Genomic DNA, 23,412 nt, shown 5'->3' with positions numbered 1-23,412 from the left:
TGGCGTCGCCAGTCCCCCGCGCTCACAGCGTGATGCTCTCACCCGTGCGGGCCGACGCGATCATCGCCTCGGCCACGCGCAGCGTGTCGAGCCCCTCCGCCATGGACACGTGCTCCTGCCGGACTCCGAGGATCGCGTCCCGGAACGCCTCGTGCTCGGTGTGCAGCGGCTCGGGCTTCTCGATCGCTAGACGGGTGACGTCCCCCTCGGAGACGCCACGGAACGCGGACACCGCGTCCCAGCGGGTGCGCACCGATCCGTTGGCCTGGAAGGTCAGGTCCGCGTGCACGGTGTCGGCCACGAACGCGCCGAGCTCACCGGTGACGACCGTCTGGCGGATCTTCACCGGCGAGAGCCAGTTCACCACGTGGCTCGTGATGACCCCGCACTCGAGGCGGCCGCTGGCGACCACCATGTCCTCGTGCTCACGGCCGGAGTTGGTCATGGTCTCCGCGGCCACGCGCGTGAACGGGCTGTCCGCCAGCCACGCGGTCAGGTCGATGTCGTGCGTGCCGAGGTCCTTGACGACCCCGACGTCGGCGATGCGGGCGGGGAAGCCGCCCTGGCGCACGGTCATGATCTGCAGGACCCGGCCCAGCTCACCGGCCCGGATCCGGCGGCGCATCTCCTGCAGGGCGGGGTTGAAGCGCTCGATGTGGCCCACCGCGCCGACGAGGCCGGCCTCGTCGAAGGCGCGGACCAGGCGGGTGCCCGCCTCGGAGCTGTGCGCGATGGGCTTCTCGACCATCACGTGCACGCCGGCCTCGGCCAGGGCCATGCCGACCTCCTCGTGCAGGCCGGTCGGGACCGCGCACATGACGGCGTCCACGCCGTGGTCGATGAGCCCCCGGACCGAGTCGTAGAGGGGCAGGTCCCCCGCCACGCCGTGCGGATCACCCATCGCGTCGGCGACGGCGACCAGCTCGGTGCCCTCGATGGAGCGCATCACGCGGGCGTGGTGGCGTCCCATCATGCCCAGGCCGATCAGTCCGGTGCGCAGCACGCTCATGCAGCGGCCTCCGCCACCACGGTGTTGACGGCCTCGACGACGCGCGTGACGTCCGCGTCCGTCAGGGACGGGTGGACCGGGATGGAGAACACGGTGGACGCGGCCGCGCGGGTGTTCGGCAGGTCCGCCTCGACGCCGAAGGAGGGCAGCTCATTGGTGGGCACCGGGTAGTAGACCCCCGTGCCGACCCCGAACTCGTCCTTCAGGCGGGCGAGCACGTCCGCCCGCGTCCCGGCCAGCTCCTCGGGCAGGCGGACCGTGTACTGGTGGTACACGTGCTCGGCGCCCTCGAGCACCGTCGGCACGGTGACCCCGCGCAGCTCGGCGTCGAAGCGGGCGGCGATCTCCTGCCGGCGCCGGGTCCACGCGCCGACCTTGGTCAGCTGCACCCGGCCGATGGCCGCGTGGATGTCCGTCATGCGGTTGTTGAAGCCCACGAGCTCATTGCGGTACTGGACCTCCATGCCCTGGTTGCGCAGCAGGCGCAGGCGACGGGCGACGTCCTCCTCCCCCACGGAGACCATGCCGCCCTCGCCCGAGGTCATGTTCTTGGTCGGGTAGAGGCTGAACATACCCCACACCCCGAAGGTGCCCACGGGGCGCCCCTTCCAGCGGGCGCCGTGCGCCTGCGCCGCGTCCTCGAACAGCTGGAGGCCGTGCTCGCGGCAGATCGCCTCGAGCTCGTCCATGCGGGCCGGGTGGCCGTACAGGTGCACCGGCATGACGGCGGCGGTCCGCTCCGTCACCTTGGCGCGCACGTCCTGGGGGTCGAGGGTGTATGTCTGGAGGTCCACGTCCGCGAAGACCGGGGTCGCCCCCGTGAGGGCGACGGCGTTGCCGGTCGCCGCGAAGGTGAAGGCGGGCACGATGACCTCGTCGCCGGGGCCGATGCCCGCGGCCAGCAGGCCCAGGTGCAGGCCGGAGGTGCCGGAGTTGACGGCCACGCAGGCCCGGCCGTCCACCATCGCGGCACCGAACTCCTCCTCGAAGGCCGCGACCTCGGGGCCCTGCGCCACCATGCCGGAGCGCAGGACGCGGTCCACGGCCTCACGCTCCTCGTCGCCGATGAGCGGTTTCGCCGCCGGGATGAACTCAGCCATGGTTCTCCTCCTCCTGCGCGGGCCCGGCCGGGCGCAGCGCCCCGTCCCGCTCGATGAACGTCTCCCCGGTGTCCGGGCACACCCAGACGCCGTCCTGCTCCTCCAGCCGGCGGCCTGTCCGGCCGACCCAGCCGATGCGCTTCGCGGGCACTCCGGCCACGAGGCCGAAGTCCGGCACGTCGCGGGTGACCACCGAGCCGGCCGCCACCAGGGCCCAGGCGCCGATGCGCACCGGCGCGACGCACACCGACCGCGCGCCGATCGCGGCGCCGTCGCCGATGTCGACGCCCACGGCGTCCCAGTCGTCCCCGGACTTCTGGGACAGGTCCGGGTTGACCGCGCGGGGGTAGGTGTCGTTGGTCAGGACGACGCCGGGTCCGATGAACACGCCGCGGCCCAGACGGGCCGGCTCGTAGACGAGGGCGAGGTTCTGGACCTTGCAGTCGTCGCCGAGCTCCACCCCGGTGCCGATGTAGGCCGCGCGACCGACGATGCAGCGCTCGCCGAGGCGGGCCTGCTCACGGACCTGCGCGAGGTGCCAGACCTTGGTGCCGGCGCCGAGGACGGCGTCCTCGGCCACGTCGGCCGAGGCGGCGGTGAAGACGTTCCCGCTCACCGGGTGGCCTCGGCGTCCTGCGGCAGGCCGATGACCCGACGGGTCACGCCCGCCCAGGCGTCGGCGTCGGTGACGTTGCGGCCGTCCACGAAGGTGCGCACGCCCGGCAGGTCGGCCGGGGTGAGGGCGCGGTACTCGGCGTGGTCCGTCTGCAGGATGGCGGCGTCGACCTCGGCGCCCGCAGTGTGCGGGGTGAAGCCCAGCGCGGTGAGCTCCTCGTCCGTGTACATCGGGTCGTCCACGGTGACCTCGGCGCCGCGGGTGCGCAGGGCGCCCACGGTGGCGAACACACCGGAGAACGCGGTCTCCTTCACTCCGCCGCGGTAGGCGGCGCCGAGGACCACCACCCGCTGACCGGCGAGGTCCCCGTGCGCCTGGGCGAGCAGGTCCACGGCGAAGTCCGGCATCGAGGCGTTCACGGCGCGCGCGGTGCGGACGATGTCCGCGGCCGGGTCGTTCCACAGGTACAGGCGCGGGTAGACCGGGATGCAGTGGCCGCCCACGGCGATGCCCGGGCGGTGGATGTGGCTGTACGGCTGCGAGTTGGAGGCCTCGATCACCCGGTAGATGTCGATGCCGTTCGCGCCGGCGTAGCGGGCGAACTCGTTCGCCAGGCCGATGTTGACGTCGCGGTAGGTGGTCTCGGCGAGCTTGGCCATCTCGGAGGCCTCCGCAGAGCCGAGGTCCCATACGCCGTTGGGACGGGACAGGTCAGGACGCTCGTCGAAGTCCAGCACGGCCTCGTAGAACTCGCGGGCGCGCTCGGCGCCGGCCGGGGTCAGGCCGCCGATCAGCTTGGGGTAGCGGCGAAGGTCCTCGAACACGCGGCCGGTGAGCACGCGCTCCGGCGAGAACACGAGGTGGAAGTCCTCCCCCTCGGTCAGGCCCGAGCCCTCCTCCAGCATCGGCTTCCACCGGGTGCGGGTGGTGCCCACGGGCAGCGTGGTCTCGTAGGAGACGAGGGTGCCCGGTGTCAGGTGCTTCGCCAGCTCGGTGGTGGCGCCGTCCATCCAGCCGAAGTCGGGGCGGGCCTCGTCGTCCACGAAGAGCGGCACGACGAGCACGACGGCGTCGGCCCCCGGGACGGCGTCGCCGTAGTCGGTGGTGGCGCGCAGGCGGCCGTCGGCCACCGTGGAGGAGAGCTTCTCCTGCAGGTGGGCCTCGCCCGGGAAGGGCTCGGTCCCCGCGTTGACGAGGTCCACGACGGTGGCGTTGACGTCCACGCCGACCACCTCGTGTCCCTTGCTCGCGAACTGCACGGCCAGCGGCAGGCCGATCTTGCCCAGGGCGACGACGGCGATCTTCATGCGGGTCCAGTCTTCCTTCCGTGCACGGGCCCCACGCGGCGAGCGTCGGGCGGGCGTCGAGGAGGCCTCCGGAACACGAGAGTGCGGGAGACCCGGCGCCCGCGTCACTGTATCAGCGCGGGTGGACGCCGAGCCGGTCATAGAGCGTCCGATAGCGGCGCGCGTTGGCCTCCCAGGTGCGCGTCTGCAGGGCCCATTCCCGGCCGGCCGCGCCGAGGCGCGCCCGCTCGGCCGGGTCCCCCGCGAGCCGGTCGAGGGCGGCGGCCAGCGCTGCGGGATCCTCCGCGGGGACGAGCAGGCCGGTCCGCTCGTCCTCGACGAGCTCGGCCAGGGCCGGCAGGTCCGAGGCGACGACGGGCCGGCCGGTGGCCGAGGCTTCGACGGTCTTCATCGGCGTCACCGCGCGGGTGACGGGCAGGTCCCGGCGCGGGACCGTGAACACGTCCAGGGCGGCGTGGTGCAGGCGCGCGTCCTCGCGGTCGACCCGCCCGGGGAAGGCGCACAGCTCCGCGATGCCGAGCTCCGCGGCCAGGGCCTGCAGCCCGGGCCGGGCGACGCCGTCGCCGGCGATGTGCACGCGCAGCCCGGGACGGTGCGGGGCCAGCCGCGCGGCGGCACGCAGCAGGATGTCCAGGCCCTCGTAGTCCACGAGGCTCGAGACGGTGCCCACCACGAAGGCGTCGGTCGGCAGGTCCCAGCCCAGCCGGGCGCGTGCCTCGTCGCGGTCCACCGGCTCGGCGACGAAGGCCGGGCCCACGGCGTTGGGGCAGAGCACGACGGCGTCCTCGGCCACCCCGGCCGCGACCAGGCGGTCGCGCATGCCCGCCCCGAGCGTCACGACCCCGTCGGCGCGGCGGGCGGCCTCGGCCTCCCGCTCCTGGAAGAGCCGGTACCGTTCCGAGGCCAGGGCCTCGGGACCGCGCACCGCCGCCCATGTGTCCGCGAGCTGCCCGCGGACCTCGTACACCCACGGGATCCCGAAGGCCCGCGCCACGGCCTCGACCGCGAGCGCGTTCACGAAGTGCGTGGTCGTGTGCAGCAGGGCGGGACGGTGTCGTCGCACGTGCGCGGCCAGCAGCTCGGCGTGCTGCTGGATGCGGGCGGCCTGGCCCTGGGCGAGCCGGGCCGGCAGCAGCCGGGCGTAGCCGATCCCGTCCACGACGTCCCGCTGTGCCGCCCAGGGCACGCCGATCTGCACGGGGTAGCCCGGCCGCGTCACGGCGGCGACATCGAAGCCCTCGTCCCGCAGGGAGGTGAGGATCGCGTGGCTGCGCTGGGCGTACCCCGACCCGGTGTGGGGCAGGGAGTTGGTCAGCACGTGCAGCACCCGCCCCGGGACCGGGCGGTAGCCGGGCTCAGTCGGCACGGTCGGGGCGACGCCGCGGAACGCGTCCCGCTCCCCCGCCATGCGGCGGGCGAGATGACGGTTGCGGGGATGCCGCGCGGCGAGCGCGGCCGCGCCGCCCAGGTCGCCGCGGTGCGCCGCCAGGCGTGCGGCGGCGGCCGTCCACGCCGCGCCGCGATGCTCCTCCGGCACGCTGCCGAGCAGCGTCTCGGCGACGTCGGGCCGGCCCATGCCGAGGGCCGCGTCGGCCCGGTGGACCAGCCCGCGGCCGCCGCCCGCCCCCGGACGGGACGCGCGGACGGGCCGGCCGGCCTCGTCCACGCCGAGGGCGGCCAGGGCCGCCGCGCGCTCGCCCCGCATCTCGTGGCCGAGCGCGGGCACGACGCCGTTCCGGCCCAGGCGGGTGAGGACGCCGGCCGCCCCGCCCGCCACCGCGGGCGGAAGTCGACGGGAGACCTGCAGGGCCAGCAGCACCGGGTCGTCCGTCACGTGCTCGCGGACGGTCTGGGCGGTCAGGGCCAGGGAGCGCAGCAGCGGGCGGCGGGACGACGCGGGGCGCTCGCGTGCGGTCATCGGTGCGGGCTCCTGTCGGCGGGGCGGGCGGGGCGCGGGCCGCGTCGGGTCAGAGGGACGGGCCGGTGCGCCACTGGCCGCGCGTGTCGATCACGCGCTTGTCGGCCACGCGGTCGCCGAGGTCGGCGAAGGCGGAGTGGTCCACCAGCAGCACCACGATGTCGGCGGCGTCCAGGGCCTCGTCGGCCGCGACCAGGCGGACGTTGTCCTTGCCCTGCAGCGCGGCCGGCAGCTCCGTGACGTGCGGCTCGACCACGAGCACGTCGGACCCGGAGAACTGGCCCGCCAGCTCGGCCGCGATGTTCAGAGCCGGGGATTCACGCAGGTCGTCGATGTTCGGCTTGAAGGCCAGGCCGAGGGCAGCGACGACGGGCGCGCGGCCGGTGGCCTGCTGGACATCGAAGGCAGCGGCCTTGACCTGGTCGATGACCCACTGGGGCTTGCCGTCGTTGATCTCCCGGGCCGCGCGGATCAGCCGGGCGGTCTGCGGGGCGGCGTCCACGATGAACCACGGGTCCACGGCGATGCAGTGGCCGCCCACGCCGGGGCCCGGCTGCAGGATGTTCACGCGGGGGTGGTGGTTGGCGAGCTCGATGAGCTCCCAGACGTCGATGCCCTGCTCGGCACAGATCACGGACAGCTCGTTGGCGAAGGCGATGTTGACGTCGCGGAAGGAGTTCTCCACGAGCTTGGCCATCTCCGCGGTGCGGGTGTCCGTCAGCAGGATCTCGCCCTCGCAGAACGTGCGGTAGAGGTCGCGGGCCCGCTCGGCCGCGCGCCGGGTGGAGCCGCCGACGATCCGGTCGTTGGTTACGAGCTCGACCATCACGCGGCCCGGGAGCACCCGCTCGGGGCAGTGGGCGAAGTCCAGTTCGGCCTCGCGCAGCTCCGGACGCTCGGCGAAGATCACCTCGGCCATGTGCTCGGTGGCGCCGGGGGGCGAGGTGGACTCGAGGATGACGAGCTCGTCGCCGGTCAGCTGCGGGGCCAGGCCGCGGGCGGCGGCCTCGATGTAGCCCAGGTCCGGGGAGTGTCCGTCCTTGAACGGGGTCGGCACGGCGACGATGTAGGCGTCCGCGGCCGGCGTCGTCGTCGAGGCGCTGAGCAGGCCCTTCTCGACACCGCGTGCGACGAACCCGGCCAGGTCCGGCTCCACGAAGGGCACCGTGCCCGCGTTCACGGCGTCCACCGTGCGGTCCGAGACGTCCACGCCGAGCACCTTCACGCCGTTCTCGGCGAGGATGGCGGCGGTGGGCAGGCCTATGTAGCCCAGGCCGATGACGGCGACGGTCTCGATCTTCTTCACGGGGTCTCCTCAATGGGGAATGGTTCACGGCGGCGGCCCCAGGCACCGGCGGGCGGGGGCGGACGCGTCCCACCCTACCGCCGTCGCCCGGCCTGCTTCAGTCCAGCCCCAGCGCCTCGCGCCACAGACCGGCCACGACGCGCTCGTCGTACGCGCGCACCCGTTCCCGGGCCAGGGCCGAGAGCGCGTCCCACCGCGCGTCGTCGGCGACCGCCTCGAGCACCCGCCGCGCCGCGGCGTCGGTGTCGTCGAGCACGAACTCGTCGCCGAACACGCCCCTCGCGCCGGGCCGGTCCCAGACGAGCGGGACCGCGCCCGAGACCATGCCCTCGGCGGGCGCGAGGTGGAAGCTCTCGGTGGTTGACGGCGAGAGCACCCAGCCGATCTTCGTCAGCCACGAGCCCATGTCCGCCCCGAAGGGCTCGAAGGCGACGGCCTCGCGCAGCGGACCGGCGCCGAGGCGGGCGAACAGGTCGAGGTAGCCCTCGCGCTGGAGGGGCTTGCGCCACTCGTGCGGGTACTCCCACGGCATGCGGCCGCGCACGTGCAGGGTGAACCGTTCGTCATGGGCGCGCAGGATCTCCAACAGGTCCACGGCCCGGTCCAGGCGCTTGCGCAACGGCACCACGCCGACGAGGCCGAGCCGGAACCGGCGACCGGGCAGGCCGGGACGGTCCAGGTCCGCCACGGACACGGCGTTGGGGATCACCGTGACCCGCGTGGGCTCGATGGGAAGATGCTCGCGCACCAGGTCCCGGTAGAGATCGGAGACGGTCACGAGGCGGTCCACGGCCTCGGTCTCGAGCGCGGAGAGCCAGCCGCCGCGCAGCTCGAACATGTGCAGGCGGACCACGAGCCGCTGGCCGGGCCGCTTGTGGCGGGCGTACCAGACCGCGTTGGGGCCCGCCCACTCGCACACCACGACGTCGGCCCACTCGACGAGGCGGCGTGAGGCGGCCTCGTCGTGGCGGTGCAGACCCTGCCAGTGGTCGATGCGCAGCTCGACGCCCGGGTCGTCCCGCAGCAGGTCGACGAGCTCGCCCGCGAACTTCAGGTCGTGGCCGGCCAGGACCACGCGGGTGCGTGACCCGCCGCGGGCGGGCCGTCGGTCGAGCAGACCGAGCCGGTCCATGACGCCTGTCAGGGCGCGTGCGCGCGCGGCCATGCGGTAGGGGGCGGCGGCCTCGACGACGCGTCGCGAGAGGGCCGGCAGGTCGTGGCGGGCGGCCGCGATGCGGGCGGCCACGTCCCGGGCTGAGTCCCTCACCCCGTCCACGAACAGGGGGTAGTCGGCCCCCAGCAGCTCCTCGTGCGCCACGGTCCGGTTCAGGAGCGGCGGCACTCCGACCGCGCAGCTCTCGAGCACCTTCGTGGAGATCTCGAGCGAGAGGTCCAGGGCGGGGGCGCGCCAGCCCAGAGAGACGTCCGCGGCCGCGGTGCGGGCCATGGACTCCTCGCGGGAGAGCGCTCCGGTCCACTCGAAGTCGGGCCGCTCGGCCTCGAGGCGGGAGCGCATCGCCGCGGCCCAGCCGGGCCGGTCCCGCTCGGGGTGGACCTTGTCCCCCACCATCGTGAGCGTGGCCGGGACGCCGGCCTCGTGGAGGGCGGTCAGCACGTCCGGCATGAGGTCGGTGCGCCAGTCGTGGGCGAACTTGCCCGTGTACACGAGACGCACCGGGCCGTCGGCGGGCGCCTCGGCGCGTTCGGCCGGAACGAGCCCGTCCGGCACCATCGGCGAGAGCAGCTCGGTGCGCCCGGCGGCGGCCGGGACCATCGCCTCGAGCACGGCGCGAGCCTGGGGCGTCTGGGCCAGCATCAGACGGCTCGCCGCGGCGATGCGGCCGAGCTCCTCGACGCGCCCGGCCGGGAAGCCGTCCTCCACGTAGCCGTACTCGGTCACGTAGGACCACAGCCGCCCCGGGAAGGCGCCGCGGTCGGCGAGCTCGAGGCAGGCGTGGATGCCGCGCACGAGCACCACGTCGTACCGGGACTCCTCGTCCCGGCGGGCCAGCACGTCCGCGGCGCGGGAGGGGGTCATCCCCCCCTGCCCGGCCGCCGGCTCGGCGGTGAGCACGCGCACCCCCGTCAGGGCGCGCAGCGGAGCGGTGAGCAGGTCCCGGCGTTCGACGGCCTTGAGCTGGACGTCCACGCTCGCACCCGTGCGGGCGAGGGTCTCGGCCAGGGAGGGCAGCCACGTGGCGGAGCCGTCGATGACGTTCAGGTCGACGTCGCCGTAGAGCAGGACGCGCACGCCGGCGGCGTCGGTCAGGCGGTCGGGGTGGTGCGTGTTCATGCGCTCTCCTCCGGGCAGGCGGCGAGGACGTCGGCGATCCCCTGGGGCGCGTCGCCCGGGTCCTCGGTGAAGTGCAACGGCGTCCGGTCCGCGCCGGCCTCGACCACGATGACGTCCTCGGCGTGCAGCAGGGCGAGGGCCCCGAGCCGGTGCTGGTGACGGCCCCGGGAGAGCACCCAGACGGTGACCCCGCGCGCGGCGGCCGCGCTCACGGCACCTCGCAGCTCGAGGTAGAGGGCCGCGCCGGCGGCGTCGAGGGCCCCGGCCCACGGCCCGTCCACGCCGTCCACATCCACGACGACGGCCTCCACGCGTTCGGCCACCGCGGCCGCGGTGCCCGGCACGAGCGGCACGACGCGGTGCCCGGCGGCCGCGAGGGCCGCGCGCACGTCCGGGGCGGCGACGACGCCGACGGCCCGCCCGCCCCGCTCGGTGCGGGACGTGTCGGCCAGGCCCAGGACCCGCTCGAGACGGGCCGCGGCCTCCGGATCGGCGCCGACGGCGGCCGCACCGCGGCCGGTGAGGGAGGCGCTGCCGGGGCGGGTGCGGGCCGGACCGCCCGCCAGGCCCAGGGCGTCGGCCGGCCGGGCGTGCGCCGGACGGTCGCCCCAGCGGATGCCGAACACGCCGCGGACCTCCTCGGCCACCTGCGGCGGCAGCCTGCGCAGCAGCGCGCCGCCGGTGCGGCGCACCCGACGGCGCTGTTCGGGCGGCAGCAGGCGAGCGCCCGCGCGCGCGACCCGACGGATGGACTTCCCAGCTGGCATCAGAACTGTTCCTCGGTGTCCCGGTGGAGTGCACCCGGCCGGGTGCGGCGGCGTCAACCCTAGCAAGGGGCCGACGTCGGGCTCAGCGACCGGCGACGCGGCGCAGCAGTCGCTCGTAGCGGCGGGCCACGGCCGGCAGGTCGGCGTGGCGGCGCACCCAGTCGCGTCCGCCCGCGCCGACGTCGGTGCGGTGCGGGTCGTCCGCGAGCGCCGTCAGGTGCCGCACCAGGTCGTCCACGTCCGGGCCGATGACGTCGGCGCCACCGGCCGCCTCGAGCGTGCGGGCGGCCTCCCCCGTCACCAGGCCCGTGACGTGCCGGCCGACGGCGAGCACCTCGTAGGTCTTGGAGGGCACGGTGTGCCGGAAGCTCGGCCAGTCGGGACGCAGGGCCACCACCAGCGTGTCCGCCCACGCGTACTGCTCGGCCACGGCCGCGCCGTGGACGGGTCCGAGGATCTCGGCCGGCGAGCCGAGCTCGGCGTTGCGGGCCTCCAGCGCCGGACGCCGGGTCCCCTCCCCGACCAGCCGGACGCGCACCCCCGGCCGGGTGCGCCGCAGCGTCGCCGCGGCGTCGATGAGCCGCTCGAGCCCCTGGCTCTCGCCCATGTTGCCCAGGTACAGCACGTGGAGCTCACCGGCGGCCCGCTCTCGCCGCGGCGCCACCGCCAGGCGGGCCAGGTCCACACCGTTGCCCAGGGTGCGGACCACCCGCACGCCGCGCCCGCGCAGCGTCTCCGCGAAGCCGTCCGTGACGGTCACCACGAGTCGGGCCGCGCGCTGACCGCCGGTCACGACACGCTCCATCGCGGCGCCCAGCAGGCCCTGGTGCACCCCGGCCTCGTGGGCGAGATCCGGCCAGGCGTCACGCATCTCCAGCACGAGGGGGCGGCGCCAGAGGCGGGAGAGCACGACGCCGGGCACCACCACGGGCAGGGCGGGCACGGTGGCCACCACCACGTCCGGGCGTCGGGTGGCCATCCCACGGGGGATGGCGAGCAGCGCGTGCACCACCGCTTCGGCGAAGCGGCCGTTGCGGCCGGCCTCCCCCAGGGGCAGGCGAGGCGTGGGCAGGACGTGTTCGCCGTCGGGCCCGGCGAAGGGGCGCACACCCCCGGGCGCGACGACGTCGACGTCCCAGCCCGCCGACCGCAGCGCCGCCACGACCGCGCCCCAGCGACGCGCGGGAGGGGTGCGCTCGGGCCGGTAGGAGTGGGAGACCAGCAGCAGGCGGGGGCGGCGCGACTCAGTCGTCACAGGGGTCCTCCCCGAGGGCGGGTGCGGGCGTGGTGCCGGTCAGCAGGGTCAGCACGGGGGCGGGCCCGCCGGCGGCCTGGGCCTTCTTCTCCTTCTGGGGCTCGTGCTCGTCGACATAGCGCTGGACGTCGTCGTCGGCGAGGGCGGAGCGCAGGTCCGCCAGCTTGTCCTCGTCGAGCTCGACGATGGCGTCGCCGTTCGGGCCCTCCGCGAAGCCCTTGCGAGGCACCGTGAACATCTCGACGTCCTCGCCGCGGACGTCGCGCAGCTGCCACGCGAGCGAGGCGATCACGCCGGACGTGAGCCCCTCGTCCACACCGAGGTGGTCGGAGAACGTGGCGACGACCTCGGTGGTGCGGGCGGGATTGCCCAGGATCTGCGGGCTGAGGAAGCGGTCCATCGCCCCGGCCAGGTAACGCTGCTGGTTCTTCACGCGGGTGACGTCGCCGTCGTCGAAGGCGTGCCGTTCGCGCACGTAGCGCAGGGCGGCGGTGTCCTGCAGCAGGATGTGTCCGCGCGGGTAGTACGAGGGGTTGGCCTGACCGGAGGAGAAGGCCTGCGGGTTGCAGACCTCGACGCCGCCCAGCGCGTTCGTCACGCCCCGGAAGCCCTGGAAGTCGACCTCGAGGACGTGGTGGATCGGCACTCCCAGCAGCAGCTCCACCGTGTCCACGGCGAGGGTGTAGCCGCCCGTGTCGAAGGCCGAGTTGATCTTCGCCTCACCGTGGCCGGGCACGGTGACCCATGAATCCCGCAGCACGGACATGACGTAGACCTGGCGTCGGTCCGCGGGGATGTGCACGAGCATCATGGTGTCCGAACGCTGGCCCATGTCCTGCTCGCTCTCGCCCTCGCGGGAGTCGGAGCCCAGGACGAGCACGTTCAGCGGGCCGTCCCCGGCCGCCTGCTCGAGCGCCCCCACGTCCACCGTCTGCCGGTGGTCGTCGAAGGTGCGCCCGAGCGAGCTCGTGTACCAGGCGCCCAGGCCGAGCAGCGCCGCGAGCAGGACGGCGAGCAGGCCGACGACCCACGGCCAGCGCCGGCGGCGCCGCGCGACCGGCGGCGCGTCGTCGCGCGGGGGCTCGGGGCGCGGCAGGGGCTCGGGCGTCCAGGACGCGGCCGGGGGATGGCTCACTCGGGTCTCCTGCTCGAGGTCGGGGGTCAGCCCAGTCTACGGACGCCTCGTCAGGCGTCGGCCGCCGCGGCCCGGCGACGGCGCGGCGTGGGCTGGCAGCGCGGGCACAGGTGGCTCGCACGGTTCATGAACGGCACGCGGACGATGCGGGAGTCGACCCCCTCGGCGGCGCAGCGGCGACACGGCTGCCCGGTGCGCCCATAGGCCGCCAAGGAGCGGGCGAAGTAGCCCGATCGCCCGTCCACGTTGACGTAGAGCGCGTCGAAGCTCGTGCCCCCCACCTCCAGGGCCCGGCGCATCACGTCCTGGACGGCCGCCAGGAGGCGCAGCGTGTCCGCCCGTCGCATGCGCTCGGTCGGGCGCTCGGGGTGCAGGCGGGCGCCCCAGAGGGCCTCGTCTGCGTAGATGTTGCCGATCCCGGAGACCAGCGACTGGTCCAGCAGCGCGCGCTTGAGGGTGGAGCGGCGGCGCGTCAGGCGCGCGTGCACGGCCACGGGGTCGAACAGCGGGTGCAGCGGGTCCAGGGCGATGTGGGCGGCCGTGGTGGGGATCCGCTCGCCCCCGGCGGCGTCGTCGGGCCGCAGCGCGTCGAGCCACCAGCCGCCGAAGATCCGCTGGTCCACGAACCGCAGCTCGCGGGCGGAGCCGTCCGCCGCGGTGACGGGCAGGCGCAGGCGCAGGTGTCGCTGGTCGGCGGCCCCCGGTTCGTCCACAAGGATCTGCCCGCTCATCCCCAGGTGCACGACGACGGCGTCGTCGCCCTCGGCCAGGGGCAGCCAGAGGAACTTGCCGCGGCGAGCCGGCTCGGCCAGCCGGGCGCCGCGCAGCCGCTCCCGGAGGGCGTCCGCGCCTCCGGGGCTGCGGCGCAGCGAGCGGGGGTCGAGGACCTCGAGATCCGCGGCGACGGCGTCCGTGGCCCACCGGGCCAGGCCGCGCCGGACGACCTCGGCCTCGGGCAGCTCCGGCACGGGCTCAGCGCCCCGCGGCCGGCAGGCCCGCCTCGAGGGCGGGCCATGAGGCGGCCGCGGCGTCCCGCTCGGCCTGCTTCTTGGAGCTGGCGACGGCGGAGCCGTACTCGCGCTCGCCGACGACGAGGGTGGCCCGGTAGCGGGGGTCGTGCGCGGGGCCCTGACCCTCGATCGCGTAGCGGACGGCGCCGAGACCGTGGCGGCTGGCGGCCTCGGCCACGACCGTCTTCCAGTCGGTGCTCTCGCGCAGCAGGTCCGGCTCGTCCAGCAGCGGCACCACGTGGCGGTGCACGAGTGCGGCCGCGGCCACGGCCCCGTGGTCCACGTAGACGGCGCCGATGAGCGCCTCGAGGGTGTCGGCGAGGATCGAGTCCTTGTCCGCCCCGCCGGTGCGGCGCTCCCCCGTGCCCAGGCGCACGAACGGGCCGATGCCGATCCGGCGCGCCACCTTCGCCAGGGCACGCGTGGACACGACGGCGGCCCGGCGGCGGGCGAGATCGCCCTCGGCCAGGTCCGGGTACACCGTGAAGATGTGGTCGGTGACCACGTAGCCCAGCACCGAGTCCCCGAGGAACTCGAGGCGCTCGTTGGTGGGCAGCCCGCCCTGCTCGTAGGCGAACGAGCGGTGCGTCAGAGCGCGTTCGAGCGTCCCGGCGGTGATGTGCACGCCGAGACGCTCGAACAGCTCTTCTGGCTCGGGCGCGGGCTCAGGCCCGCGGCGAGCCGATGGGGACGCCATCTCAGGCGTCGGCGACCTTGCGGCCCTTGTACTCGAAGAACAGGGGGGTGCCGGCGGCGTCGGTCTTCAGCTCGGCCTGGTGGGGCAGGCGGTACGAGACGCGACCGTTCTCGACGGACTTCACCAGGGCGGGCGCGGTGGCCTTCCACTGCGACCGGCGGGCACGGGTGTTGGCACGGGACATCTTCCGCTTCGGGACTGCCACGACTATCTCTCTTCTGTCTCGGTGATGGAGGTCTCTGAGGTGCCCGCGAGGTGGGCCAGGGCGGCCCAGCGCGGGTCCACGCGCTCGTGGGCGTGCCCCTCGGGCGCGTCCTCGAGGCGGATGCCGCAGTCGGCGCACAGGCCCTCGCAGTCCGGCCGGCACAGCGGCTGGAACGGGAGGGCGATGACCACGGCGTCCCGGAACACGGGTTCCAGGTCCACGGTCTCGCGCACCACGAGCGGCTGCTCGCCGGCGTCGTCCTCGGACGTGCCGGTGAGGTACAGCTCCTGCAAGTCCACGGTGATCCCCTCGTGCAGCGGGCGCAGGCAACGGCCGCACTCGCCCTTCAGGGTCGCGTCCGCGGTGCCGGTGACGAGGACGCCCTCGTGCACCGACTCCAGACGCAGGTCCAGTTCGACGGGGTCCCCCTCGGGGATCCCCAACAGCGGCGTGGAGACGCCCGCAGGGGCGCGCCACTCGGCCGTCAGCTCGCGCTGGACTCCGGCCCCGCGCGTCAGATCGCGCACGGGGATCACCCACGGCGAGTCGGCGCCGTGGTGCTGGATGCTGTCCATGGTCGCTCCTCTCGGCGGGTGGGACGGCGGGGGTACACGGCCCGTCCGCACGCCCTCTGCGGGGGTGCGATGCGGCCTGGACACGGGTCCAGCCACGACGGACCGACAGCCCATCCTACCGGGTGGGTCCGCCTCGGCCAAAGCCGGCGGCGGCCCGCGCGTCGCCTGCCCGGCTCAGAGCCCGGCGGTGAACTCCCGGAGCCAGGCCCGCAGGTCGGCCCCGAGGTCCTCGTGCCGCGTCCCGAACTCGATGACCGCCTGCAGATAGCCGAGCTTGTCCCCCGTGTCGTAGCGGCGGCCGTCGAAGACGACGGCGTGCACGCCGCGGCCCTCACCGTCCTCCGTGGCCAGCCTCTGCAGCGCATCGGTGAGCTGGATCTCCCCGCCGCGGCCGGGCGGGGTCTCGTCCAGCACGTCGAACACCTGCGGGGCCAGCACGTAGCGGCCGATGATCGCGAGGGTGGAGGGGGCGTCCTCGCGGGCCGGCTTCTCCACGAGGTCGGTGACGCGGACGACGTCGTCGCCCTCCCCCGGCACGGCCTGCACCGCGGCCACGCCGTAGGCCGAGACGGCCTCCTCCGGGACCTCCATGAGGGCGATCACGGAGCCGCCGAGGCGCTGCTGCACGTCGATCATGCGCTCGAGCAGCGCCTCGCCGTCGCCGATGATGTCATCGCCCAGCAGGACCGCGAACGGCTCCTCGCCGACGTGGCGGCGTGCGCAGTTCACGGCGTGGCCGAGCCCGAGGGCCTCGCCCTGACGGACGTAGTGGATGTCCCCCACCAGGTCCGACTCGTGGATCTGCGCGAGCCGCTTGGTGTCGCCCTTGTGCTCCAACGCGGCCTCCAGCGCGGGATGGCGGTCGAAGTGGTCCTCGAGGGCCCGCTTGTTCCGGCCCGTGATCATCAGCACGTCGGCGAGGCCCGCACGCCGGGCCTCCGTCACCACATACTCGATGGCCGGCCGGTCCACCACCGGCAGCATCTCCTTCGGCATGGCCTTGGTGGCCGGCAGGAAGCGGGTGCCCAGGCCGGCGGCCGGGATGACGGCCTTGCGGGTGCGGGGGCGGGAGGGGGGCGGGACGGTCATCGGCGGTTCTCCTGCGGTTGATGCGGTGGGACGAGCGGAAGGGTGGCCCGCGGGTGGGCCGGGCGGGGTCAGGCCCCGCCGTCGAGGCCGCGCAGGACCGCGGCCGGGACGAACTCGGCGACGTCGCCGCCGAGTCCGTGGACCTCCTTGATGAGCGAGGAGGACACGTGGGTGTACCGGGTGTCGGCCGGGAGGTAGACCGTCTCGACCCCGGTGAGGTGGCGGTTCATCGCGGCCATCGGGGCCTCGAACTCGAGGTCGGCGCCGCCGCGCAGCCCCTTGACGATCGCATCTGCACCGATCTGCCGGCAGAACTCAGCCAGCAGGCCCGGGCCCATGGGCCGGACCGCGACACCGGCGAGGGACGACACCGTCGCCTCGATCATGGCGATGCGCTCGTCCACGCTGAAGCGGTACGTCTTGGCCGGGTTGGCGGACACGGCGACCACCACCTCCTCGAAGAGGTTCGCGGCTCGCGCGATCACCTCGACATGCCCCTTGTGGAGGGGATCGAACGAACCAGGGCAGACGGCACGACGCATGGGTGCCAGCCTAGCGGGGGCCGCGCCGGGCGGCGACGGACGCCCGTCCGGTCCGGCTCCGGCGCGTCGCGGTCCTGCCGGGCGCGGCGTGCGCCGCCGTGTGCGGTCCGCGGCGATGGGTACAGTGCGGCCATGGACGGAACCCAGCCCACCCCCGGAGCAGCACCGCACGACGTCGACGTGGACGCGCCGTGGCGTCGCACGGCGGCGGCCGCGGGCCTGCTCGGCGACGCCGGCCCCGTGCCCACCGTGTTCGAGACGATGACGGGCCTCGCCGTCGAGCACGGGGCCGTGAACCTCGGCCAGGGCTTCCCCGACGCCGACGGCCCCGACGCGCTGCTGCGGCTGGCGGCCGACGCCGTGCTGGCGGGCCCCAACCAGTACGCCCCCGGCACGGGCGACCCCGCGCTGCGGCAGGCCGTCGCGGAGCACCGCCGGCGCCACTGGGGCGTGACGGAGGACCCCGCCACGCAGGTCATGATCACCACGGGTGCCACCGAGGGCATCGCCGCGACGGTCCTGGCGTTCGTGCGCCCGGGCGACGAGGTCGTCACGGTCGAGCCGTTCTACGACTCGCACGCCGCCACGATCGCCCTGACCGGCGGCCGGCACGTGAGCGTGCCGGTGGAGGCACCGGACTTCCTGCCGGACCCGGCACGGGTGGCGGACGCGATCACCGACCGCACGCGCCTGCTCATCGTGAACACGCCGCACAACCCCACGGGCGCGGTCTATCCCCGGGAGCTGCTCGAGGAGCTCGTGGCCCTGTGCCGGTCCCGGGGCGTGCTGATCCTCGCGGACGAGGTCTACGACCACCTCGTCTACGAGGGCGAGCACGTCAGCCTGCGCTCGGTCGCGGGCGCCGAGGACATCGCCCTGACGGTCTCCAGCGCGGGCAAGGCGTTCGCGGTCACCGGCTGGAAGGTCGGCTGGCTGACCGGCCCGGCCGAGCTCGTCGGGGCCGCGCGCGCCGTCAAGCAGTTCCTCACCTACTCCTCCGGCCCCGCCTTCCAGCGCGCGCTGGGTGCCTACCTGCCCACCGACGACGCCGAGCGGCACCTCGCCGGCCAGCGCGAGCGGTACCGCGACGCCCGGGATCGGCTCGTGGCGGGCCTGCGGGAGGCGGGCCTGGACCCGGTCGTCCCGGCGGCGGGCTACTTCGTCGTCGTGGACCTGGCCCCGTGGGGTGTGACGGACGCGGCCGAGGCCGCGGTGCGGTGGACGCGTGAGGCCGGCGTCACCGGCATCCCCGTGGGCGCGCTCTGCCGCCCGGACGGGGGCCACCTGCGGTCGTGGCTGCGGCTGGCGTTCTGCAAGTCCCCGGATGCGATCGACGAGGCGATGCGCCGCCTGGCCGAGGCGGCCCCGCGGCTGCGCGCGGCCTGACCCCCGACGCTTTCGTTGACGAAACGGCGGCCCCCAGAGCATTTTCGTTCGGGAAACGGCGGTCCCCGGAGCACTTGCGTTCGGGAAACGGCGGCCGCCGTGCTCGCGGTTCGGTGCTGAGCACAGTCCGTTCCGCCCTCTCGTCGCCCCAATGAGAACGGGACGAGACGCCGCCGTTTCCCGAACGAAAACGGGCCGAGACGCCGCCGTTTCCCGAACGAAAACGGGTGGGTGGGGTCAGCGCTCGTCCTGCCAGAGGTACAGGGCGGTCTCGCCGTAGACGCGCACCTCGACCTCCTCGAGGCCGCGCGGCCGGCGCGGCGCCGCGTCCCGGGCCGCCCGCTCCAGCACGAACAGCCCGCCCGGGGCAAGCCGCCCGGCCGCCGCCTCCAGCACGGCCTCGAGCGGCGCGCCGGCCACCGGGTACGGCGGGTCGGCCAGGATCAGGTCCACGGGCGCGGCCTCCGCCGCGAGCGCCTGCTCCACGCTCCCGGCGCGCACGCGCACGACGTCGGCCCCGCGCGCCCGGTTGACCAGCGCGGCGTTCGCGCGGCACGCGGTCACGGCCTTCCGGTCCCGCTCGACCAGCAGCACCGATGCCGCTCCGCGGCTGGCGGCCTCGCACCCCAGGGCGCCGGAGCCGGCGTAGAGGTCGAGCACGGCCGTCCCGTCCAGCCAGTCGCGGGCCTCGAGCCACGAGAACAGGGCCTCCTTGGTGCGGTCCGTGGTGGGGCGCGTGCCGGTGCCGGGGACGGCGGTCAGGGGCCGCCCGGCGGCCGCGCCGGCGATGATGCGGGACATGGCTCAGCCCTTCTCGAGGTAGTCGGCGGCGGTGAGGTGCTCGGCCTCCCAGCGGGCCACCTCGGCGGCGAGCGCCGGGTGGGCGGAGAGCCCGGGGCCGGCCGCCATCACGCGCGTGACGGCGTCGGCGGCCACGGCGATCAGCGGGGCGTCGGCGATGACGTCCACGTGGCGCAGCCCCGAGGCCAGCCCGGACTGGGCGGCGCCGAGCACGTCGCCGACGCCGCGCTGCGCGAGGTCCTCCTGCGCGATGCGCATGCCGTCCTGCTCCTGGGCCAGGACCTCGAGCCGGCGCAGCGACGGGTGCCCGTCCGGCAGGCGCGTGGCCAGCAGGCAGACCGCCGCCCCGGGCCCGCGGCCCACGCGGCCGCGCAGCTGGTGCAGGGTGGACAGGCCGAAGTCGTCGGCGTCGAGGATCGCCATGACCGTCGCGTTGGGCACGTCCACACCCACCTCCACGACGGTGGTCGCCACGAGCACGTCCGTCTCCCCGCGCGCGAAGGCCTGCATCGCCGCGTCCTGCTCGGCCTGGTCCATGCGCCCGTGCACGGCGTCGATCCGCAGCCCCGCCAGCGCCGGGAGACTCCGCAGCCGGGGTGTCATCTCCTCCACGTTGGCGTGACCCGGGTCGGCGTCGTCGGGGTCGATGCGCGGGCACACCACGAACGCCTGGTGGCCGGCCGCCACGTGCTCGGCGATCAGCTCCCACACCCGGCCGATCACGCGCGGGCCGTGGGCCATCCGCGCCACGTGCGTGGTGACCGGCTGTCGCCCCGAGGGCAGCCCCTCGAGCACCGACAGGTCCAGGTCGCCGAACACCGTCATCGCCACGGAGCGCGGGATGGGCGTGGCGGACATGACGAGCAGGTGCGTGCCGGGGTTGGCCCGCCGCAGGGCCTCGCGCTGGTCCACGCCGAAGCGGTGCTGCTCGTCGACGACGGCCAGGGCCAGCTCGGCGAAGCCCACCTTCTCGGAGAGCAGGGCGTGCGTCCCCACGGCGATCCCGGCCTCGCCGGAGGCCAGGGCCAGCAGGGCCTCGCGGCGTGCGGCGGTCTTGAGCGAGCCGGTGACCAGCACGACCCTCGTGGCCGGGCCGTCGCCGGCCCCGAGGGTGCCGGCCTCGGCGAGGGGGCCCATCAGGCGCAGCAGGGCACGGTGGTGCTGGGCGGCGAGCACCTCGGTGGGCGCCACCAGGGCGGCCTGGCCGCCGGCGTCCACGACCTGCAGCATCGCCCGCAGGGCCACGAGCGTCTTGCCCGCGCCCACGTCCCCCTGCAGCAGCCGGCTCATCGGGGCGTCCCGGGCCAGCTCGGCGGACAGCTGCTCCCCCACCGCCACCTGGCCGGGCGTCAGCGCGAACGGCAGGCGGGCGTCCAGGGCCTCGAGCAGGCCCCCGGGCCGCGGCGGGCGGGGCACAGCGGGCACCGCCCGCTCCCGGTCCCGGCGCCAGGCGAGCGCGGCCTGGACGAGCAGCGCCTCACGCAGGGCCAGCGCGGTCCGCGCCGGGCCGGTGGCGGCGACGTCGTGAGGGGCGTGCAGGTCCCGGTACGCCTGGGCGGTGCCCGGCAGCGGCGCGTCCAGGTCGAGCGCCGCGGCGGCCTCCGCGCGGATCCGCTCGGTGAGCAGCTCGGGGATCCGTCCCAGGTCGACGGTCTCGAGCACCCGGGCGACGGCGGAGCGGACCGTCCACGACGGCAGCTTCCCCGTGGCCCGGTAGAGCGGGACCGGTCGCACGTCCACCTCCCCCGGGGCGACGTCGTCGTCCAGGAGGGCGAAGTCCGGGTTGTTCAGCGTGATCCGGCCGCGGTACTCGGTCGTGCGGCCCTGGAACATGGCGGTCATCCCGGGGGCGAGGCGGCGGCGGGCGTCGTGGCCGTTGAAGAAGGCCATGGACAGGCTCGCCCCCGGCACGCCGGCCACGGACGGGTCAGCGACGGTGACGTCCACGATGAACCCGGGCCGGCTGTGCATGCGCCGCGTGGTCACCGACTCCACGACGGCGACGACGGTCACCTCGGCGTCGTAAGGCAGCGCGGCGATGGGGGTGAGCTCGCCGCGCTCGATCCAGCGGCGCGGCACGTGGTCCAGCAGCTCCCCGACCGTGGTCAGCCCGAGCTCCTTCTCGAGGCGGGCGGGCAGCTTCCCGCCCAGCACCTCGGACAGGGGCAGGTCGGTGACGGGGGCCTCAGCGGCCATGGCACCCATCCGGTGCGGCGTCGTCGCCGTGCGACGGCTCGGCCAGGTCGGTGACGGCCAGGCCCTCCACGTCGCCGGCGGCCCGCAGGGGGCCGATCGCGTCCTCGGCGCGGGGCACGTGCACGTGGACCCGCCACGGCACCCGGCCCTGCGCGTCACGGGCGGTCCCGACGGGGGCGAGGATCACGGCGTCCCCCACGTCGGTCAGCCGTCGGCGCAGCTCGGCCGCGGCGAGCGGGGTGAGCGTCAGGGTGCCCATCACCTCGACGGCCCCCTCGGCCGACGCCTCCGCCTCGGCAGCGGGCTCGCCCTCCGCGGCGTGGACGCCCTCGACGTAGCCGGGGAGGGCGGTGGCCAGCTCCTCGTCCACGGGCGTGCCCGTGACGACGGCGCGCAGCGCCTCGAACACCCAGAGCAGCCCGACGGCGCCGGCGTCCACGACGTGCGCCCGGGTCAGCGGGGCGAGCAACGACTCGGTCTCCTCCACGGCCTGCACGCAGTCGGCCAGCATGACGGTCACGGCCGGGCCCAGCCGCACGGCCGGGTCCGCGTCCCCGGCCACCGCGGGCGTGTCGGGGGCCTGGGTGGACGAGCGCGCGAGGCTGCGGGCGGCCGCGGAGAGCACCGTGAGGATCGTCCCCTCGCGCGGATCCGACAGGGCCTGCCGGGCGGCCCGGTCGGCGGCTCCGAACGCCGCCGCCAGGGCGAACGCGTCGACGCGCTCCCGGCCGCGCAGGGGCTCGGCCATCCCCGCCAGACTGACCGCGAGCAGCATGCCCGAGTTGCCCCGGGCCGAGTCCAGCGCGGCCGCGCCCGCGTGCGCGAGCACGGCGCCGACGTCGTCCTGTGCGGGGCAGGCGTCGGCCGCGGTGCGGGCCGCCGTCAGCGTGGCGAGCATGTTCGTGCCCGTGTCCGCGTCCGGGACCGGGAAGAGGTTCAGGGCGTCGAGTCGCGGCGCGGCCCGGCCCACGAGCTCCTCCGCGAGCGCGAGCCAGTGCCGTACCAGTGACGGCCGGGACGGCGTGCTCACTGCGCGACGGCCTCCCCCAGGGTGCCGGTGCGGATGCCCTCGCCGAGGCGGGCGATCGCCGCCCAGTCCGGCCACACGACGTCCTCGCCGGTGTCCGTGTAGCCCACGCCCACGGACGGCACCGTGCTGGTCACGATCGGGGCGTCGCGCGCGTCGCGCAGGGACCACGCCAGGTTCGCGAGGGTGCTCGAGTCGAGCTCGTCGTCGAGGGTCAGGAAGGGGGCGAACTCCTCGACGGCGGCCTGCACGCGGCTCGGGTCCGAGAGGGTGTCGCGGGAGAGGAACGCGGCCACGATGGCCTTGACCAGGCGCTGCTGGTTCTCCACACGGTCGAAGTCGCTGCGCGGCAGGTTGTACCGCTCCCGCGCGTAGGCCAGGGCCTTGTCCCCGTCCATCTGCACGGTGCCCGCGGGGAAGTCGATGCCGCCGGTCGAGACGAAGGCGCTGGGGTTGTCCACGCTGACGCCGCCCAGGGCGTCCACGAGGCCCTTGAAGCCGGCGAGGTCCACGGCGATCACGTGGTCCACGCGTGCCTGGAACATGTTCTCCGCGGTGGCCACCGTCAGCGGGATGCCGCCGTACTGGTAGGCGGCGTTGACCTTGTGGTCCCCGTGTCCCGGGATCGGCACCCACATGTCGCGCATGATGGACATGACCTGGATCTCGCTGCGGTCCCCGGGCACGTGGACCCACATGAGGGTGTCCGACCGGCCGGCGGAGTCACGGCCCTCCGCGCCCGCGTCCTCGCCGACGAGCAGCACGTCGAGGGCCTGCTCGTCCGCCTTCTCGTCCGCGTCCGGGGCGACGGGGCCCTGGGCGCCCTCGGCGGCCTGGTCCGCGTCCATGCCGGGCGGCGGCGCGGTGGGCTGCTGGGCGGACGCCCCCGCGGCGCCCGGGCGGCCCGACTCGGCGGGGAACGCGCCGCCGTCGAAGCGCTGGGTGTCCTGGTCGATGATCCGGGCGATCCCGCCGACGTACACCGCCGCCGCGATGCCCACGGCCAGCAGCGCCACGAGCACCACCGCCAGGGCGATCAGCCACGGGCGGCGACGACGACGGCGCCGCCCGACGGCGACGTCCTCCTGCGGGGGGCGGGGGCGGGGGTCCGCGGTGCTGCTCACGTGGGCTCCTGAGGCGGGGACGGGAACGGTCCCGCCCATGCTAGGGCACGGGCC

21 protein-coding genes are annotated in these 23,412 nt (G+C 75.2%); 1 reads left to right on the top strand and 20 read right to left on the bottom strand.

Annotated features, from left to right (window positions below; translation table 11 throughout):
• Positions 1–22: 22 nt before the first annotated feature.
• From AC3RJ9_RS04140 to coaD, 16 genes are all read right to left on the bottom strand, one after another.
• Entirely contained in the window at positions 23–1,009 is a 987-nt protein-coding gene (locus tag AC3RJ9_RS04140) for a Gfo/Idh/MocA family oxidoreductase (protein ID WP_480221471.1), read from the bottom strand.
• Entirely contained in the window at positions 1,006–2,109 is a 1,104-nt protein-coding gene (locus tag AC3RJ9_RS04135; protein WP_115261283.1) for a DegT/DnrJ/EryC1/StrS family aminotransferase, read from the bottom strand. The genes AC3RJ9_RS04140 and AC3RJ9_RS04135 overlap by 4 nt, the downstream gene beginning before the upstream one ends.
• Positions 2,102–2,725: an acyltransferase gene (locus AC3RJ9_RS04130; protein WP_473763893.1), complete on the bottom strand. Its 624-nt coding sequence runs from the start codon at positions 2,723–2,725 to the stop codon at positions 2,102–2,104. The genes AC3RJ9_RS04135 and AC3RJ9_RS04130 overlap by 8 nt, the downstream gene beginning before the upstream one ends.
• On the bottom strand, positions 2,722–4,032 hold the full coding sequence (locus tag AC3RJ9_RS04125; protein WP_095347707.1) for a nucleotide sugar dehydrogenase: 1,311 nt from the start codon (positions 4,030–4,032) through the stop codon (positions 2,722–2,724). The genes AC3RJ9_RS04130 and AC3RJ9_RS04125 overlap by 4 nt, the downstream gene beginning before the upstream one ends.
• Positions 4,033–4,144: 112 nt before the next feature.
• A complete protein-coding gene (locus AC3RJ9_RS04120; RefSeq protein ID WP_356972650.1) occupies positions 4,145–5,950 on the bottom strand; it encodes a glycosyltransferase family 4 protein in 1,806 nt (601 codons plus the stop codon).
• Between the two features lie 49 nt (positions 5,951–5,999).
• Positions 6,000–7,256, bottom strand: coding sequence for a UDP-N-acetyl-D-mannosamine dehydrogenase (gene wecC, locus AC3RJ9_RS04115; RefSeq protein WP_206480812.1), 1,257 nt, complete (start codon positions 7,254–7,256; stop codon positions 6,000–6,002).
• Positions 7,257–7,353: 97 nt separating this feature from the next.
• Positions 7,354–9,549, bottom strand: coding sequence for a glycosyltransferase (locus tag AC3RJ9_RS04110; RefSeq protein WP_078026054.1), 2,196 nt, complete (start codon positions 9,547–9,549; stop codon positions 7,354–7,356).
• Positions 9,546–10,316, bottom strand: a complete 771-nt coding sequence (locus AC3RJ9_RS04105) for a hypothetical protein (RefSeq protein ID WP_078026053.1) — start codon at positions 10,314–10,316, stop codon at positions 9,546–9,548. Before AC3RJ9_RS04105 ends, AC3RJ9_RS04110 begins: the two co-directional genes overlap by 4 nt.
• Positions 10,317–10,398: 82 nt before the next feature.
• Complete coding sequence (locus AC3RJ9_RS04100; RefSeq protein ID WP_489727714.1) at positions 10,399–11,571, bottom strand: glycosyltransferase family 4 protein; 1,173 nt, start codon at positions 11,569–11,571, stop codon at positions 10,399–10,401.
• On the bottom strand, positions 11,561–12,706 hold the full coding sequence (locus tag AC3RJ9_RS04095) for an LCP family protein (RefSeq protein WP_489727713.1): 1,146 nt from the start codon (positions 12,704–12,706) through the stop codon (positions 11,561–11,563). The genes AC3RJ9_RS04100 and AC3RJ9_RS04095 overlap by 11 nt, the downstream gene beginning before the upstream one ends.
• A 50-nt stretch (positions 12,707–12,756) precedes the next feature.
• Positions 12,757–13,674, bottom strand: coding sequence for a bifunctional DNA-formamidopyrimidine glycosylase/DNA-(apurinic or apyrimidinic site) lyase (mutM, locus tag AC3RJ9_RS04090; RefSeq protein ID WP_489727712.1), 918 nt, complete (start codon positions 13,672–13,674; stop codon positions 12,757–12,759).
• Positions 13,675–13,678: 4 nt separating this feature from the next.
• Positions 13,679–14,341: a ribonuclease III gene (gene rnc / locus AC3RJ9_RS04085; protein ID WP_020621711.1), complete on the bottom strand. Its 663-nt coding sequence runs from the start codon at positions 14,339–14,341 to the stop codon at positions 13,679–13,681.
• A 73-nt stretch (positions 14,342–14,414) separates the two neighbouring features.
• Entirely contained in the window at positions 14,415–14,618 is a 204-nt protein-coding gene (rpmF, locus tag AC3RJ9_RS04080; RefSeq protein WP_002856390.1) for a 50S ribosomal protein L32, read from the bottom strand.
• Between the two features lie 2 nt (positions 14,619–14,620).
• Positions 14,621–15,193: a YceD family protein gene (locus tag AC3RJ9_RS04075; RefSeq protein ID WP_098093088.1), complete on the bottom strand. Its 573-nt coding sequence runs from the start codon at positions 15,191–15,193 to the stop codon at positions 14,621–14,623.
• A 174-nt stretch (positions 15,194–15,367) separates the two neighbouring features.
• Positions 15,368–16,282 (bottom strand): UTP--glucose-1-phosphate uridylyltransferase GalU, encoded by a 915-nt coding sequence (gene galU / locus AC3RJ9_RS04070; protein WP_078026050.1) that lies wholly within the window; start codon positions 16,280–16,282, stop codon positions 15,368–15,370.
• Positions 16,283–16,350: 68 nt separating this feature from the next.
• Positions 16,351–16,824 (bottom strand): pantetheine-phosphate adenylyltransferase, encoded by a 474-nt coding sequence (coaD, locus tag AC3RJ9_RS04065; protein WP_336638599.1) that lies wholly within the window; start codon positions 16,822–16,824, stop codon positions 16,351–16,353.
• A gap of 132 nt (positions 16,825–16,956) precedes the next feature.
• On the opposite strand from coaD, the gene AC3RJ9_RS04060 reads away from it, so the two are divergent.
• Positions 16,957–18,210: an aminotransferase class I/II-fold pyridoxal phosphate-dependent enzyme gene (locus AC3RJ9_RS04060; protein WP_210079323.1), complete on the top strand. Its 1,254-nt coding sequence runs from the start codon at positions 16,957–16,959 to the stop codon at positions 18,208–18,210.
• A gap of 237 nt (positions 18,211–18,447) precedes the next feature.
• Here AC3RJ9_RS04060 and rsmD read toward each other — a convergent pair whose 3' ends face one another.
• Genes rsmD through AC3RJ9_RS04040 form a run of 4 tightly spaced genes read right to left on the bottom strand, consistent with a single transcriptional unit; the run spans position 18,448 to position 23,358 of the window.
• Positions 18,448–19,011: a 16S rRNA (guanine(966)-N(2))-methyltransferase RsmD gene (gene rsmD, locus AC3RJ9_RS04055; protein WP_063190358.1), complete on the bottom strand. Its 564-nt coding sequence runs from the start codon at positions 19,009–19,011 to the stop codon at positions 18,448–18,450.
• Between the two features lie 3 nt (positions 19,012–19,014).
• Positions 19,015–21,207, bottom strand: coding sequence for an ATP-dependent DNA helicase RecG (locus tag AC3RJ9_RS04050; protein ID WP_144868752.1), 2,193 nt, complete (start codon positions 21,205–21,207; stop codon positions 19,015–19,017).
• The gene (locus AC3RJ9_RS04045) at positions 21,197–22,237 is read right to left on the bottom strand and encodes a DAK2 domain-containing protein (protein WP_144868749.1); all 1,041 of its coding nucleotides are present in this window, start codon (positions 22,235–22,237) and stop codon (positions 21,197–21,199) included. Before AC3RJ9_RS04045 ends, AC3RJ9_RS04050 begins: the two co-directional genes overlap by 11 nt.
• On the bottom strand, positions 22,234–23,358 hold the full coding sequence (locus AC3RJ9_RS04040; protein ID WP_095347298.1) for an LCP family protein: 1,125 nt from the start codon (positions 23,356–23,358) through the stop codon (positions 22,234–22,236). Before AC3RJ9_RS04040 ends, AC3RJ9_RS04045 begins: the two co-directional genes overlap by 4 nt.
• Positions 23,359–23,412: the final 54 nt, after the last annotated feature.

The sequence above is a fragment of the Micrococcus sp. 63XJN7_6_ISO-PGPR-S23-444 genome, assembly GCF_058072765.1.
Note: the sequence above shows the minus strand (reverse complement) of the source record. Positions and strands in the feature narration are given on the sequence as shown.

Bases quoted from the DNA above. Each gene is read 5' to 3' on its own strand.
- AC3RJ9_RS04125 (WP_095347707.1), bottom strand. From the start codon at position 4,032: ATGAAGATCGCCGTCGTCGCCCTGGGCAAGATCGGCCTGCCGCTGGCC.
- coaD (WP_336638599.1), bottom strand. From the start codon at position 16,824: ATGCGTCGTGCCGTCTGCCCTGGTTCGTTCGATCCCCTCCACAAGGGG.
- AC3RJ9_RS04120 (WP_356972650.1), bottom strand. From the start codon at position 5,950: ATGACCGCACGCGAGCGCCCCGCGTCGTCCCGCCGCCCGCTGCTGCGC.
- AC3RJ9_RS04140 (WP_480221471.1), bottom strand. From the start codon at position 1,009: ATGAGCGTGCTGCGCACCGGACTGATCGGCCTGGGCATGATGGGACGC.
- AC3RJ9_RS04105 (WP_078026053.1), bottom strand. From the start codon at position 10,316: ATGCCAGCTGGGAAGTCCATCCGTCGGGTCGCGCGCGCGGGCGCTCGC.
- rsmD (WP_063190358.1), bottom strand. From the start codon at position 19,011: ATGTCCCGCATCATCGCCGGCGCGGCCGCCGGGCGGCCCCTGACCGCC.
- AC3RJ9_RS04060 (WP_210079323.1), top strand. From the start codon at position 16,957: ATGGACGGAACCCAGCCCACCCCCGGAGCAGCACCGCACGACGTCGAC.
- AC3RJ9_RS04110 (WP_078026054.1), bottom strand. From the start codon at position 9,549: ATGAACACGCACCACCCCGACCGCCTGACCGACGCCGCCGGCGTGCGC.
- AC3RJ9_RS04075 (WP_098093088.1), bottom strand. From the start codon at position 15,193: ATGGACAGCATCCAGCACCACGGCGCCGACTCGCCGTGGGTGATCCCC.
- AC3RJ9_RS04050 (WP_144868752.1), bottom strand. From the start codon at position 21,207: ATGGCCGCTGAGGCCCCCGTCACCGACCTGCCCCTGTCCGAGGTGCTG.
- AC3RJ9_RS04135 (WP_115261283.1), bottom strand. From the start codon at position 2,109: ATGGCTGAGTTCATCCCGGCGGCGAAACCGCTCATCGGCGACGAGGAG.
- galU (WP_078026050.1), bottom strand. From the start codon at position 16,282: ATGACCGTCCCGCCCCCCTCCCGCCCCCGCACCCGCAAGGCCGTCATC.